The sequence below is a fragment of the Lysinibacillus sp. FSL K6-0057 genome (assembly GCF_038630885.1).
Classification (GTDB): domain Bacteria; phylum Bacillota; class Bacilli; order Bacillales_A; family Planococcaceae; genus Lysinibacillus; species Lysinibacillus fusiformis_F.
In genome coordinates, this window is record NZ_CP152047.1 from 1168991 (window position 1) to 1182312 (window position 13322).

Annotated in this window: 15 protein-coding genes; all 15 read left to right on the forward strand. The window is 37.5% G+C overall.

Annotated elements, in window-relative coordinates; translation table 11 throughout:
- The first annotated feature begins 13 nt into the window (after positions 1 to 13).
- Genes MHB40_RS05445 through MHB40_RS05515 form a run of 15 tightly spaced genes read left to right on the forward strand, consistent with a single transcriptional unit; the run spans position 14 to position 13232 of the window.
- Positions 14 to 376 carry a response regulator gene (locus MHB40_RS05445; RefSeq protein ID WP_004269288.1) on the forward strand — a complete coding sequence of 121 codons (363 nt, stop codon included), beginning with the start codon at positions 14 to 16 and terminating at the stop codon, positions 374 to 376.
- 10 nt (positions 377 to 386) lie between these two features.
- A complete protein-coding gene (locus tag MHB40_RS05450) occupies positions 387 to 1064 on the forward strand; it encodes a flagellar biosynthetic protein FliO (RefSeq protein WP_342534079.1) in 678 nt (225 codons plus the stop codon).
- Positions 1061 to 1726: a flagellar type III secretion system pore protein FliP gene (fliP, locus tag MHB40_RS05455; RefSeq protein ID WP_205441955.1), complete on the forward strand. Its 666-nt coding sequence runs from the start codon at positions 1061 to 1063 to the stop codon at positions 1724 to 1726. The genes MHB40_RS05450 and fliP overlap by 4 nt, the downstream gene beginning before the upstream one ends.
- A gap of 13 nt (positions 1727 to 1739) precedes the next feature.
- On the forward strand, positions 1740 to 2009 hold the full coding sequence (gene fliQ / locus MHB40_RS05460) for a flagellar biosynthesis protein FliQ (protein ID WP_004269285.1): 270 nt from the start codon (positions 1740 to 1742) through the stop codon (positions 2007 to 2009).
- 4 nt (positions 2010 to 2013) lie between these two features.
- On the forward strand, positions 2014 to 2787 hold the full coding sequence (fliR, locus tag MHB40_RS05465) for a flagellar biosynthetic protein FliR (RefSeq protein WP_048391595.1): 774 nt from the start codon (positions 2014 to 2016) through the stop codon (positions 2785 to 2787).
- A 1-nt stretch (position 2788) separates the two neighbouring features.
- On the forward strand, positions 2789 to 3877 hold the full coding sequence (flhB, locus tag MHB40_RS05470; protein ID WP_205441956.1) for a flagellar biosynthesis protein FlhB: 1089 nt from the start codon (positions 2789 to 2791) through the stop codon (positions 3875 to 3877).
- 23 nt (positions 3878 to 3900) lie between these two features.
- A complete protein-coding gene (flhA, locus tag MHB40_RS05475; protein WP_205441957.1) occupies positions 3901 to 5931 on the forward strand; it encodes a flagellar biosynthesis protein FlhA in 2031 nt (676 codons plus the stop codon).
- Positions 5931 to 7124: a flagellar biosynthesis protein FlhF gene (gene flhF, locus MHB40_RS05480; protein WP_342534080.1), complete on the forward strand. Its 1194-nt coding sequence runs from the start codon at positions 5931 to 5933 to the stop codon at positions 7122 to 7124. The genes flhA and flhF overlap by 1 nt, the downstream gene beginning before the upstream one ends.
- Positions 7121 to 7996, forward strand: a complete 876-nt coding sequence (locus MHB40_RS05485; RefSeq protein WP_205441959.1) for a MinD/ParA family protein — start codon at positions 7121 to 7123, stop codon at positions 7994 to 7996. The genes flhF and MHB40_RS05485 overlap by 4 nt, the downstream gene beginning before the upstream one ends.
- Positions 7997 to 9151, forward strand: coding sequence for a chemotaxis response regulator protein-glutamate methylesterase (locus MHB40_RS05490; RefSeq protein WP_205441960.1), 1155 nt, complete (start codon positions 7997 to 7999; stop codon positions 9149 to 9151).
- Between the two features lie 15 nt (positions 9152 to 9166).
- Positions 9167 to 11239, forward strand: a complete 2073-nt coding sequence (locus tag MHB40_RS05495) for a chemotaxis protein CheA (protein WP_342534081.1) — start codon at positions 9167 to 9169, stop codon at positions 11237 to 11239.
- Positions 11240 to 11266: 27 nt separating this feature from the next.
- Entirely contained in the window at positions 11267 to 11713 is a 447-nt protein-coding gene (locus MHB40_RS05500) for a chemotaxis protein CheW (RefSeq protein ID WP_205441962.1), read from the forward strand.
- Between the two features lie 9 nt (positions 11714 to 11722).
- On the forward strand, positions 11723 to 12355 hold the full coding sequence (locus tag MHB40_RS05505) for a chemotaxis protein CheC (protein WP_205441964.1): 633 nt from the start codon (positions 11723 to 11725) through the stop codon (positions 12353 to 12355).
- Between the two features lie 2 nt (positions 12356 to 12357).
- Positions 12358 to 12861 (forward strand): chemotaxis protein CheD, encoded by a 504-nt coding sequence (locus MHB40_RS05510; RefSeq protein WP_205447315.1) that lies wholly within the window; start codon positions 12358 to 12360, stop codon positions 12859 to 12861.
- Positions 12861 to 13232 carry a hypothetical protein gene (locus MHB40_RS05515; protein WP_342442703.1) on the forward strand — a complete coding sequence of 124 codons (372 nt, stop codon included), beginning with the start codon at positions 12861 to 12863 and terminating at the stop codon, positions 13230 to 13232. The genes MHB40_RS05510 and MHB40_RS05515 overlap by 1 nt, the downstream gene beginning before the upstream one ends.
- Positions 13233 to 13322 lie beyond the last annotated feature (90 nt).

Genomic DNA, 13322 nt, shown 5'->3' on the forward strand with positions numbered 1-13322 from the left:
GGAGGAGTTAACCATGTCTAAAAGAATTTTGATTGTAGACGACGCTGCATTTATGCGCATGATGATCAAGGATATTTTATCAAAAAATGGATTTGAAGTTGTTGGAGAGGCAGCAGATGGTTTACAAGCTGTCGAAAAGTACAATGAACTAAAACCAGATTTAGTAACAATGGATATCACAATGCCAGAGATGGATGGTATTGCTGCTCTTAAAGCAATTAAGGGAACAGATCCAAGTGCAACTGTAATCATGTGTTCAGCGATGGGGCAACAAGCGATGGTAATCGATGCAATTCAAGCTGGTGCGAAAGATTTTATCGTTAAACCTTTCCAAGCAGATCGTGTAATTGAAGCGATTCAAAAAGCGCTAGGATGATTGCATGAAAATGTTAAAATCATTTCGTTTAACGATGATTTTCGCATTTCTTGTATCCTTCCTGTTTTTGTACCCGACACCAACTTCTGTCTATGCAGATGCTGATACGAATAGTGTCACGGATTGCATTAAAGATCCAGAAGCTTGTAATGGAGATACGACTGATCCAGCTGCTAAACAAGAAACAACTGTAACAGCAGCTGGAGACATATCTGCATGGGAATACATAAAAATGGTTTTGGCGCTTATTTTTGTTGTAGCTTTATTTTATGGATTGATGAAGTTTTTAAATAAACGTAATTTAAACTTCCAACGTAATCAAATGGTACAAAATTTAGGCGGTTTATCGTTAGGTGCGCAAAAGTCAGTTCAGCTTTTACAGGTAGGTAAAACATTGTATTTAGTTGGTGTCGGAGAAGACGTTCAACTTTTACGAGAAATTACAGATCCTGAAGAAGTTGAAGCTCTTTTAGCCCTATATAATGATAGGCAAGAACTTGCAGCAACATCACCGTATATTGCAGAAGTATTTTCTAAGTTTAAGAAAAAAGATAGCGTGAATGTACAAAATGAGCAACAAAAGCAAGATTCATTCGGCAATTTATTTGAAAAAAAGCTATCCGAAATAAAACAGGAGCGTAGTGACGAGATAGAGAGATGGAAGCAGAAGGAGAAGGATGGTAAATGAATGATTTAATCAATATTTTTTCCAACAGCGATCCAACGAACGTCTCGACATCTGTAAAGCTCTTACTTTTACTAACTGTTTTATCACTTGCACCAAGTATTTTAATTTTAATGACATCCTTTGCTCGTATAGTCATTGTCTTATCCTTTGTGCGTACAGCATTGGCAACACAGCAAATGCCACCAAATCAAGTGATCATTGGTCTGGCACTATTTTTAACGTTTTTTATCATGGCACCAACCTTTCAGGAGGTCAATAAAGAGGCGCTACAGCCATTGTTTGCTGAAGAAATTGGTTTAGAAGAAGCCTATGACCGTGCTAGTGTGCCATTTAAAGAGTTTATGAGTAAGCATACTAGGCAAAAAGATCTTGATTTGTTTTTAACGTATAACCAAGCAGAAAAACCAGCATCAGTGGAGGAAATTCCGCTGACTATGCTTGTCCCTGCTTTTGCTTTAAGTGAAATTAAAACTGCATTTCAAATTGGTTTTATGATTTTTATTCCATTCCTAGTAATCGATATGATTGTTGCGAGTACATTAATGTCGATGGGGATGATGATGTTACCACCAGTAATGATTTCATTGCCATTTAAAATTTTATTATTTGTACTGGTTGATGGCTGGTATCTCGTTATGAAATCGTTACTACAAAGTTTTTAGGGGATGATACAGTATGACAGGTGAGTTGGTTATTTCCATTGCAGAGCGTGCTATAATGATTATCCTTCTAACAAGCGGTCCGCTACTATTAGTTGCTTTAATCTCTGGTTTAGCGGTAAGTATCTTTCAAGCCACAACTTCGATACAAGAGCAAACTTTAGCATTTGTACCAAAAATTATTGCTGTCTTAGTGGCCATCGTATTCTTCGGCCCTTGGATGCTATCTCAAGTTACAAGCTATGCGAGAGACATATTTGAGAATTTAACGCGTTATATAGGGTGAGTACATGAATGAATTAATTCCGCATCTAACGGTTTTCTTATTAGTACTTGTACGTGTCTCAGCCTTTTTTGCTACGGTTCCTTTTTTTTCATATAGAACCATTCCACCACAAGTCAAAATTACTCTCGCACTGGTTTTAGCTTGGATGATGTACTATACAATTGATGTTGAGCCATTTGCATTCAATGATGATTACATATTATTAGTGGTGAAAGAAGCACTAGTTGGACTATTACTCGGTCTAATGGGCTATATCATCATGTCCGCAATTCAAATTGCAGGAAGCTTTATCGACTTTCAAATGGGTTTTGCCATTGCCAATATAATTGACCCGCAAACAGGTGCTCAAAGTCCATTAATTGGTCAGTTTTTTAATATGCTAGCACTGCTTTTATTGTTAGCGATTGATGGCCATCATATGATTCTTAATGGAATCTACTACAGCTATCAATTTTTCCCGATGGATCAATTCCCTAGTTTTATGAACGAAAACTTTCCGCAGTTTATCATCACAACATTTACAGCCGTTTTCGCCATAGCATTCCAGATGGCTGCTCCTGTTGTAGCGACCTTATTTTTGGTCGACTTAGCTTTAGGGATCACTGCAAAAACAGTACCGCAACTGAATATATTTGTTGTCGGTTTTCCTATTAAAATTGGTGTTAGTTTTTTAGTGTTATTTACAATGATGGCCGTTATGATTCAAGTTATTCAAAAGCTTATTACGATTATGATTTATGGGATGCGTGATTTAATGGCCATTTTAGGTGGTGGATAATATGAGACTACTACTGAATTTAGAACTACAATTTTTTGCGGGTGAAAAAACAGAAAAGGCAACCCCTAAGAAACGACAGGATGCTCGAAAAAAGGGGCAAGTAGTCAAGAGTCAAGATATCTCTAGTGCCATTGTGATGTTAATGGTATTTATCTTTTTATTTTTCTTTGCAGGCTCTTTGCGCGACGAGCTACTATCCTTTTTCAGGCAAACCTTTATTCATAACATACGCATCGAAGCACTGACTATTGATAGTGTGATGCGCTTATTTACAGAAACATTGATTCAAATGGCTTTTATCATTGTGCCAATTATGGCAATTGCATTTGTCGGAGCACTTGCAGGTAATTTTTTGCAGTTTGGCTTTCTCTTTACGTTAGAGCCAATGAAGTTTGATTTGAAAAAGATGGACCCTATTAAAGGGCTAAAAAAGATATTTTCTGTTAAAGCCATTGTGGAGTTATTAAAGTCTGTTTTAAAGATCGGCTTTATCGGAAGTGTCACAACAATTATTATTTGGTCAAACTTACCGGAAGTTTTGGCCTTATCTTTTAAAAGTCCATGGATGACGCTCATTACGGTAGGGAAGCTTGTTGGCATTATGGGCATAGCAGCTTCTTTAGTATTACTTTGTGTATCCATTTTAGACTGGATGTATCAAAAACATGAGTACGAAAAAAATCTTAAAATGTCTAAGCAAGATATTAAAGATGAATATAAAAATAGTGAGGGTGACCCTCTGATCAAATCAAAAATCAAACAACGTCAACGTGAAATGGCGATGAGACGGATGATGTCAGAGGTTCCGAGTGCGGATGTAGTTATTACCAACCCTACTCACTATGCAATTGCCCTCAAATATAATGAGGACAGTATGGATGCTCCTCGTGTTATTGCGAAAGGGACAGACTTTATTGCTCAAAAAATTAAACTGATTGCCAAAGAGCATGATGTAATTATGGTTGAAAATAGGCCATTAGCACGTGCCATGTATGATCAGGTAGAAATAGGCGATCAGGTACCAGAGGAATTTTTCAAAGCAGTAGCAGAGATACTCGCTTATGTTTACCGTATTAAGCGAAAAATTTAAGGCTTTTTGTAGGAGGGACACAAATGAAAGTTCGCGATATTGGGGTTTTAGGTGCGGTTATTTTAATCGTAGCGATGCTCATCATCCCTCTTCCTCCGTGGATGTTAAGTTTTTTAATTGTCATTAATATTACATTAGGATTAATTGTACTGCTAACAGCAATGAGTATGAAAGAAGCATTGGATTTTTCCATTTTTCCTTCGGTGATTTTATTATTAACCTTGTTCCGATTAGGATTAAGTGTTTCCACAACCCGTGCAATCTTAGCAAATGGAGATGCAGGTTCGGTCGTTGAAACCTTTGGAGATTTCGTAGTTGGCGGAAATATACTTGTTGGTTTAGTCGTCTTCTTAATTTTAGTGTTAATTCAGTTTATTGTAATTACAAAAGGTGCGGAACGAGTAGCTGAAGTAGCGGCACGTTTCACACTGGATGCGATGCCAGGTAAACAAATGAGTATTGATGCTGACTTAAATGCAGGGATTATTTCCGAAAAAGAAGCGCGTGAACGACGTGAAAAAGTAGCGGGAGAAGCGGACTTTTACGGAGCAATGGATGGTGCCACAAAATTTGTAAAGGGAGATGCCATTGCATCCATGGTAATGGTTATTATCAACCTATTATTTGGTATCATCATTGGTGTCGTACAAATGGGGCTTCCCTTTGCAGAAGCGGCAACTCATTTTTCGAAACTAACAGTAGGGGATGGTATTGTATCCCAAATTCCTGCGTTGCTTATTTCAACTGCTACAGGGATTGTCGTAACGCGTGCCTCCTCTAAAGGAAGTCTTGGTCAGGACATTACAGGACAATTATTTGCCCAAGCTAAGCTTCTCTATGTAGCTGGTGGTACCATTGTATTACTAGGGCTGTTCACCCCAATACCAAACTGGGTAACACTGCCAATAGGTCTTTCACTAATTGCGGGAGCTTATATGATGGAGCGTAAGAAACCAGAGGATGAAGAAGAATTACAGGAAATTGAGGAAGAAGTGGCTACTGACGGCATGAAGAGCCCAGAGAATGTTGTGAATTTATTAAATGTGGACCCTATCGAATTCGAATTTGGTTACGGATTAATTCCCTTAGTAGATGCCGCTCAAGGTGGGGACTTATTAGACCGTGTTATCATGATACGTCGACAGCTAGCATTAGAGTTGGGAATCGTTATCCCAGTTGTACGTATTCGTGACAATATTCAGCTTCAACCAAATGAATATCGAATTAAAATAAAGGGAAATGAAATGGCACGAGGCGAACTTTTACTAGATCATTATTTAGCGATGAGTCCTGGCGACGATGATTCCATTGAAGGTATTGACACTGTCGAGCCATCATTTGGATTACCAGCTAAATGGATAACAGAGCAAGTAAAAGAGGATGCTGAAATGTACGGTTACACAGTTGTGGACCCACCGAGTGTGGTTTCAACACACTTAACAGAAATTATTCGAGCAAATGCTCATGAGTTATTAGGGCGACAAGAGACTAAGCAGTTAATCGATCACTTACGAGAATCACATCCAATCTTAGTAGAAGAATTGACACCTACACCTTTATCTACTGGAGAAATCCAAAAGGTATTGGGCAAGCTTCTTCGAGAAAATGTGTCTGTACGTAACTTACCAATTATTTTTGAGACACTAGCAGACTATGCAAAATTAACGAGTGATACAGATATCTTAACTGAATATGTGCGTCAATCATTGGCTCGTCAAATTACAGCCCAGTATGTTGGGGATAGTTCGGTATTAAAGGTGATTACGGTTTCAGGTAAAGTAGAAAAAATGATTGCTGATAGTATCCAGCAAACGGATCATGGAAATTATTTAGCTATGGACCCTCAAGATTCCCAAACAGTATTAGAAACTATTGCAGCTGAAGTAGAGCGTGTTTCCTTTATGGAGCAATCAGCTATTATTTTATGCTCTCCAGCAGTTCGGATGTATTTACGACAACTAACGGAGCGTTATTTCCCGCAAATTCCGGTTCTATCCTATAATGAACTGGATGCTTCAGTTGAAATTCAAAGTGTTGGGGTGGTGAATGTTTAATGAAAATGAAAAAGTATTATGCATCATCCATACCAGAGGCGATGAAGCAAGTCCGAGCAGAATTAGGTGAGGACGCAGTCATTTTAAATTCAAAAGTAGTCATCACAAAGAAATTTTTCGGCATGATAAAAAAGAAAAGTTTTGAAGTAGTTGCAGGTATTGATGCAATGGAGCCACGTCAAGTGGCTTCTGTACCAACACCTGCTGTACTACCTGTAGTAAAAAAAGAAAATGCAAGGTTACAAGAGATTACAAATGCTATTCAAGCAAAAATACATCAGGAACCACCCCATGATGTAGCAGTACATGAGGACACTAGCATTTCAGAAGAATTGAGAAAAGAAATTGCTGATTTAAAATCATTAATGCAATCGATGCATAAAAAGACTACCCAAGCTCAATATCCCGATGAACTCTTACCCTTCATTGAATACTTAAGACAGCAAGAGCTAAGTGAAGAGCTCATCACAACGATAGGTGATGAGCTTTTTATGCATTTCAAAGAAGCGTCAGAAATAAATTTCTCGCAGTGTAAATTAATAACAAAAAATTTACTCCGTAAGAAGCTAGAAGTACTTCCTGTTGGAGGATTGTCCTACGAAAGAAAATATATAAATATATTAGGACCAACAGGTGTTGGCAAGACCACAACCATTGCCAAAATGGCTGCTAGAGCTGTGTTAGAAAAGAAGAAAAAGATTGGCTTTATTACGACAGATACTTATCGGATTGCGGCAATAGAGCAGCTCAAAACATATGCTGGTCTTTTACAAGCTCCTGTTGAAATTGCTTACAATGCAACAGATTTTGAACAAGCAATCCGAAGATTATCACATTTAGATTTGGTTTTTATTGATACAGCTGGTCGTAATTATAAAGAAGTCAAATATGTTGATGATCTCCAACGTCTCATAAAATTCGATTATCATGCAGAATCTTATTTAGTCCTTGCAATGACAACGAAAGAAAGGGATATGGAGAATATTGTTGATAAATTCAAACAATTACCAATTGAAAAATTCATTTTTACAAAGATTGATGAAACAAATTCTATTGGCACAATGATCAATTTAATGATTAAATATAATAAAGGACTTGCTTACTATACGAATGGTCAAGAAGTACCAGAAGATATTGAAGAAGCTGATTTAGAAGCAGTGCTTAATTTGTTTTTTCAAGGTGAAGAAAAATGAGAGACCAAGCTGAAGCATTACGCTTAAAAATGATGAGACGGCAAGGCGAACTAGGTAGAGCAATTGCAGTTGTAAGTGGCAAAGGTGGAGTAGGTAAAAGTAACTTCACTATGAATTTTGCCATGACTTTGGCCCAAAAGGGGAAAAGAGTTGTCATTGTAGATATGGATATTGGGATGGGGAATATCAATATTCTAATTGGGAAAAATGCTTCTTATAGTTTAAAAGATTACTTAGAAGGAAATAAGTTACTAGATGAGGTAATATTTGAAGGGCCTTACGATTTAAGGTATATTTCAGGTGGGTCAGGTATGACAAGTGTGCTTGATTGGTCACATAGTATGTTTGAACGACTTATCCAAGCATTTGAAGAGCTTCAAAAAAACTATGATTATATTTTATTTGATATGGGGGCTGGTGCGACAAATTGGTCGTTAGATTTACTCACATCCATTGATGAAATTATCGTCATTTCAACAGCGGAGCCTACTTCTATTACAGATGCGTACTCCATGATGAAGTATATTCATGTTCGAGATCCAGATAAGCAGTTTTATATTCTTTGTAACCGTGCTTTCAGTAAAGAAGAAGGAATAGAAACGAATGAACGTTTAAAGTTAACAATGAAACGTTTTTTAGACAAAGAAACAATCATTCTCGGTTCATTACCTGAAGACCCTATTGTGCGTAAGGCAGTGCGCGAGCAAGTACCATTTTCACTTGCTTATCCAGACGCATTAATATCAAAAACATTACAACTTATAGTAGTTCGTTTTATGGAGCAGCGTGCAGAGGAAATACACGCGCATGATCAAACTGCGAAAAAATTTTTAACGAAACTTAGAAGTATTTTCTCGAAAGGGCGTGATTAATTGGACTTTTTACATAAAAGCAAGCTTTTAGTTGTGGATGATTCTGCTTTTATGAGAAAGCTAATTAGTGACTTTTTTGTTGGCAACTCGAAGGTGGAAGTAGTTGGAACAGCTCGAAATGGAAAAGATGCGATCAAAAAGATACAATCGTTGAAGCCAAACGTTGTGACAATGGATATTGAGATGCCTGAAATGAATGGGCTCGACGCTTTAAAAGAAATTATGATACAATGTCCGGTTCCTGTAGTAATGCTCTCAAGTACCACTCAACGTGGGACAGAAAATGCAATTGCAGCAATTGAAGGCGGTGCAGTCGATTTTGTCGCCAAGCCTAGCGGGACCATCTCCCTTGATTTACATAAAATTCAAAATGAACTTGTGCACAAAGTGGAGCAAGCTGCAATGGTGCCAATTTCCAAATTGAAAAAACCTTCTGGTAGTAAAAGACAACAAGAAAAAGTGACAAGGGTGAGTACCGTAATAAAGGAACCACAACAGCATGGACGACCAAATACATCTACAAATGTTGTTTCTACTAAGGTAGTCGCAACAAAACCAATGGTAGAATGGAGTAAAGTAGGAAAGAAGATTGTGCTAATTGGCACATCAACAGGAGGACCTCGTGCACTTCAGGAGGTTGTTACTAAAATTCCTAAGTCTATTCAAGCTCCTATATTAATTGTTCAGCATATGCCTGCTGGATTTACTAAATCGCTTGCGACTCGACTTGATCAGCTAAGTGAAATTTCTGTAAAAGAGGCTGAACAGGGCGATATTTTGCAAAATGGAGTGGCTTATATTGCACCAGGTGGCTATCATTTAAAGCTTAGAAAAGTAGGGACGACTTTTGGCATAGTTCTTGATAATCAAGAAGCACCAAGATCTGGCCATCGACCTTCTGTAGATGTAATGTTCGAAGATGTTAGTCAATATAAAGATTTTGATAAAGTAGCAGTGATTATGACAGGTATGGGCCATGATGGCTCTAATGGATTAAAAGCATTGAAAAATACTGGCAATGTCATTGCTATTGCCGAATCAGCAGAAACTTGCATTGTATATGGTATGCCAAAAGCAGCAGTAGAAACGCAACTTGTTGATGAAGTTGCAGATGTAGATGATATTGCACAAACAATAATGAAATATTTGCCTTAAAAGGGGTGTCCTCTTATGGAAGTCAATCAATATTTAGAGATGTTTATTGAAGAAAGTAAAGAGCATTTACAAGCATGTAGTGAACACTTATTAGAGTTAGAAAAAAATCCAGATGATTTGGCAATTGTTGGGGAAATATTCCGCTCTGCACATACATTAAAAGGTATGTCTGCCACAATGGGCTTTGAAGATTTAGCAGATTTAACACACAAAATGGAGAATGTTTTAGATGCTATCCGTAATGAGAAGATTCATGTAACACCTGAAATTTTAGATGTCGTATTTGAATCTGTTGATCATTTAGAAGAAATGGTAATGGATATTGCCAACGGCGGAGATGGTAAGCGTGATGTTTCTTCAACTGTTGCGCAGCTGAAGCGCATAGAATTAGGTGAGGAAGCCGTACCAGAGGTGGTAGCAACTGTTGCTGCACCAGTTGTTGAAAGTGTATTAGAATATGATTCATTTGAACAAACAGTCATTACACAATCGGCTGAACAAGGCTTCAATGCTTTTGAAATTTCAGTAACATTACGCGAGGATTGCCTTCTAAAGGCAGCACGTGTATTTATGGTGTTTGAGATTTTAGAAAAAGATGGGGATGTCATTAAATCAAGTCCAACTGTTGAAAAGCTTGAGGACGAACAGTTTGATCAACAGTTTTATGTTGCATTTGTCACAAAAACAACAGCAGAGGATATGCAGAAAAAGCTAATGAAAGTTTCTGAAGTTGATGAAGTTATTGTGACAACAATCGACCAAAGGAAATTTAGCGAAAAAGAATTTGAAGCTCACCAAGAAGTAGCAGCAACTGCAACAGCAGTGGTTGAGGTAGAGGCAATACCTACTGCTACACCTGCTGCTAAAGCTGAGCCTGTTGCGAAACCGGTCAAAGAAGCTGCACCTGCAAAGGCTGACAAAAATCATGCACCTGTAGGTAATAAAACAATTCGTGTAAATATAGAACGTCTAGATATTTTAATGAACTTGTTTGAGGAGCTTGTCATTGATCGTGGCCGACTGCAATCAATCTCTACTGAAGTAAATCATGGCGAGCTAAATGAAACAGTAGAGCGAATGAGTCGTGTGATGGGTGATTTGCAAACGATTATTTTAACGATGCGCATGGTACCAGTAGAAACAGTTTTCAATCGTTTCCCGAAAATGATTCGTCAGCTATCGCGTGATTTAAATAAGAAAATCAACCTCGAAATCATTGGTGCTGAAACAGAACTAGATCGTACAGTCATCGATGAAATTGGAGATCCGCTTGTTCACTTAATCCGTAACTCTGTGGATCATGGCATTGAAAATCCAACTGCTCGTCGTGCAAAAGGTAAGCCTGAAGAAGGAACGGTTGTATTGCGTGCGTATCATAGCGGAAACTACGTCTTTATTGAAATTGAAGATGATGGTGCGGGCATAAATCGAGAAAAAGTATTAGCGAAAGCTATTTCAAAAGGTATTGTTACGCAAGAACAGTCTTATTCAATGTCTGATAAACAAATTAATGAGCTTATTTTAGCTTCGGGCTTCTCAACGGCAGATGTCATTTCTGATGTATCTGGTCGTGGAGTAGGTTTAGATGTTGTAAAAACAACGATTGAATCACTAGGTGGCAATATTTCAATTGAATCAACTCAAGATGTTGGATCCATCTTCTCGATTCAATTACCACTGACATTATCGATCATTTCAGTTATGCTTGTGGAGATTGAAAAGGAAATTTATGCAATTCCACTATCTTCTATTATTGAAACATCTATTATCCGTTCATCAGAGATTATGAATGCGCATAATCAAAAAGTAATCGACTTCCGTGGCAAGGTTGTGCCATTGGTATTCTTAGAAGAAATCTTTGAGGTACCTCGTCAAGAGCCGCAAGATGAAGAATTCCACTCAGTAGTGATTGTCCGTAAGGGTGAAAAACTTGCTGGTTTAGTAGTGGATTCATTCATTGGCCAACAAGAAATTGTCTTGAAGTCATTAGGAAATTACTTAACAAATATCTTTGCCATTTCAGGAGCAACAATCTTAGGCAATGGTAAAGTAGCCTTAATTGTAGATTGCAACGCACTAATTAAATAAGGTGAATGAATAAGAGAGGTGTAAAGTATGACAAATGCAGTGGAGCAAGAAAGTATTAAAGTAATTGTTTTTCAATTAGCAGATAAAGAATATGCAATTCCTGTGTCTCATGTACAAGGAATCGAGAAGTTAATGCATATCACACGTGTACCGAAAACAGCGAATTATGTAAAAGGTGTAATCAATCTACGAGGTGTTGTCACGCCGATTGTTGATTTACGTGAACGTTTTGAATTACCAATCTCTGAACATGAAGAAACAACACGTATTATCATTATTTCATTAGAAGATATGGAAGTAGGCTTTGTAGTAGATTCTGCTAACGACGTTATTGATATTCCTGCAAGTGCTATTGAACCGCAACCAGAAGTTGTTGGCTCACTTGAAGAAGAATTTATTTCAGGCGTTGCTAAAGTAGAAAAGCGATTATTAATCTTATTACATTTAGAAAAAGTATTAAATCCACTAAAGTAGGGATCGATAATGACATTTAATCAAAAAATAACATCGCTACATTTAGATGTATTAAAGGAAATTGGAAACATTGGTGCTGCGCATGCCGCGACAGCACTTTCCAATTTACTTGGGAAAAAAATAGATATGCGTGTTCCAAAGGTAGAAATGGTATCCTTTAACGATATGATGGAGTTGGCTGGCGGATCAGAAAACGTCGTTGTTGGCATTTACCTTCGTATTGAAGGTGATGCAGAGGGGAGTATGTTCTTTATTTTACCTATCGAACAAGCAAACCGCTTTATCCGTCGACTCATTTTCGATGACTCATTTGACTTTGAAAAACGACCTGTTTCAGAGTTAGGTTTATCAGCTATGCAAGAAATGGGAAATATTTTATCGGGCTCCTATTTATCAGCCCTATCAGATTTTACTAACTTGAAAATTTACCCGACTGTGCCAGGTCTAAGTGTTGATATGTTTGGAGCTATAATAAGTATTGGTTTAATAGAATTATCTCATGTCAGTGATAATGTTATTGTTATAAATACATCCATTTTTGAAGAAGGTGTGGAAGACCTTGAAACGGTGAGAGGCCATTTCTTCCTACTACCAGATCCTGACTCATTTGATGCGATTTTTAAAGCATTAGGGGTTTCATGATGATGTTAAGCAATAGTAGTGGACAAGTGATTAAAGTGGGAATTGCACAAATGGATGTAGTAAAGCTACCTAACACGATTCGAACTTCGGGTCTTGGTTCATGTGTTGGTGTTATTTTGTATGATGAGTCAAAAAAAATTGCTGGTTTAATCCATGTGATGTTACCAGATTCAAGCTTAGGAAGAGCTGAGTCAATCAATGTCGCAAAATTTGCAGATTCAGGCATTGCTGCAATGGTTGATTTATTAAAGTTAGAAGGCGTTCAAAAATTTAAACTCAAAGCAAAAATTGCAGGGGGTGCGCAGATGTTCCAATTTACTTCTGACAAAGATACAATGCGTATCGGTCCCCGCAATGTAGAAGCTGTCAAAAATGAATTAAAGAGACATGGAATCCCTTTAGTGGCCGAGGATACTGGTGGAAATAGTGGTAGAACGATTGAATTTAATCCTGCAACGTCGATATTACATATTCGAACAGTTAACCAGGGAGTGAGCGAAATCTAATGTTTGGTTCTATATTTTACAACCTATGGGGAGCATTAATTGCCTTTTCTATTTATTTTTTTAGTACATTTCAAGAATCATATACGCCCCTGCGAATCCTGATTGGCTCATTTATTGTAGCAATCATCGTATTTTTTGTAATGTTTATTGTACGTTTTTTAATTGCTTACATCTTGTTTACACCAGAGGTAGATGAGGAAGCAGTTGAAGATGATTTAGATGAAAAGGAACTTGATTCAACAGAAGGCGTAACACAAGAAGCGCCAACAGCTAATTCCACGGTTGAATTTCAAGATGAGAATTCTGAGGAAATTGCACAAGTAGTACGAACGATGATGAATCGAGAAGAAGACCAACAAGTGAATGCGTAAAAGAGAGAGTCGTGAATAGCGACTCTTTTTTTATTTGGCTTTGAAGTTTATAGTATATGAAAAACTTAAGTAAAATTAATTTTTTTTATA

What these genes read in the sequence shown, in the direction of transcription:
- MHB40_RS05445 (WP_004269288.1), top strand. Translation starts at nt 14, where the DNA reads ATGTCTAAAAGAATTTTGATTGTAGACGACGCTGCATTTATGCGCATG.
- MHB40_RS05450 (WP_342534079.1), top strand. Translation starts at nt 387, where the DNA reads ATGTTAAAATCATTTCGTTTAACGATGATTTTCGCATTTCTTGTATCC.
- fliP (WP_205441955.1), top strand. Translation starts at nt 1,061, where the DNA reads ATGAATGATTTAATCAATATTTTTTCCAACAGCGATCCAACGAACGTC.
- fliQ (WP_004269285.1), top strand. Translation starts at nt 1,740, where the DNA reads ATGACAGGTGAGTTGGTTATTTCCATTGCAGAGCGTGCTATAATGATT.
- fliR (WP_048391595.1), top strand. Translation starts at nt 2,014, where the DNA reads ATGAATGAATTAATTCCGCATCTAACGGTTTTCTTATTAGTACTTGTA.
- flhB (WP_205441956.1), top strand. Translation starts at nt 2,789, where the DNA reads ATGAGACTACTACTGAATTTAGAACTACAATTTTTTGCGGGTGAAAAA.
- flhA (WP_205441957.1), top strand. Translation starts at nt 3,901, where the DNA reads ATGAAAGTTCGCGATATTGGGGTTTTAGGTGCGGTTATTTTAATCGTA.
- flhF (WP_342534080.1), top strand. Translation starts at nt 5,931, where the DNA reads ATGAAAATGAAAAAGTATTATGCATCATCCATACCAGAGGCGATGAAG.
- MHB40_RS05485 (WP_205441959.1), top strand. Translation starts at nt 7,121, where the DNA reads ATGAGAGACCAAGCTGAAGCATTACGCTTAAAAATGATGAGACGGCAA.
- MHB40_RS05495 (WP_342534081.1), top strand. Translation starts at nt 9,167, where the DNA reads ATGGAAGTCAATCAATATTTAGAGATGTTTATTGAAGAAAGTAAAGAG.
- MHB40_RS05500 (WP_205441962.1), top strand. Translation starts at nt 11,267, where the DNA reads ATGACAAATGCAGTGGAGCAAGAAAGTATTAAAGTAATTGTTTTTCAA.
- MHB40_RS05505 (WP_205441964.1), top strand. Translation starts at nt 11,723, where the DNA reads ATGACATTTAATCAAAAAATAACATCGCTACATTTAGATGTATTAAAG.
- MHB40_RS05510 (WP_205447315.1), top strand. Translation starts at nt 12,358, where the DNA reads ATGTTAAGCAATAGTAGTGGACAAGTGATTAAAGTGGGAATTGCACAA.
- MHB40_RS05515 (WP_342442703.1), top strand. Translation starts at nt 12,861, where the DNA reads ATGTTTGGTTCTATATTTTACAACCTATGGGGAGCATTAATTGCCTTT.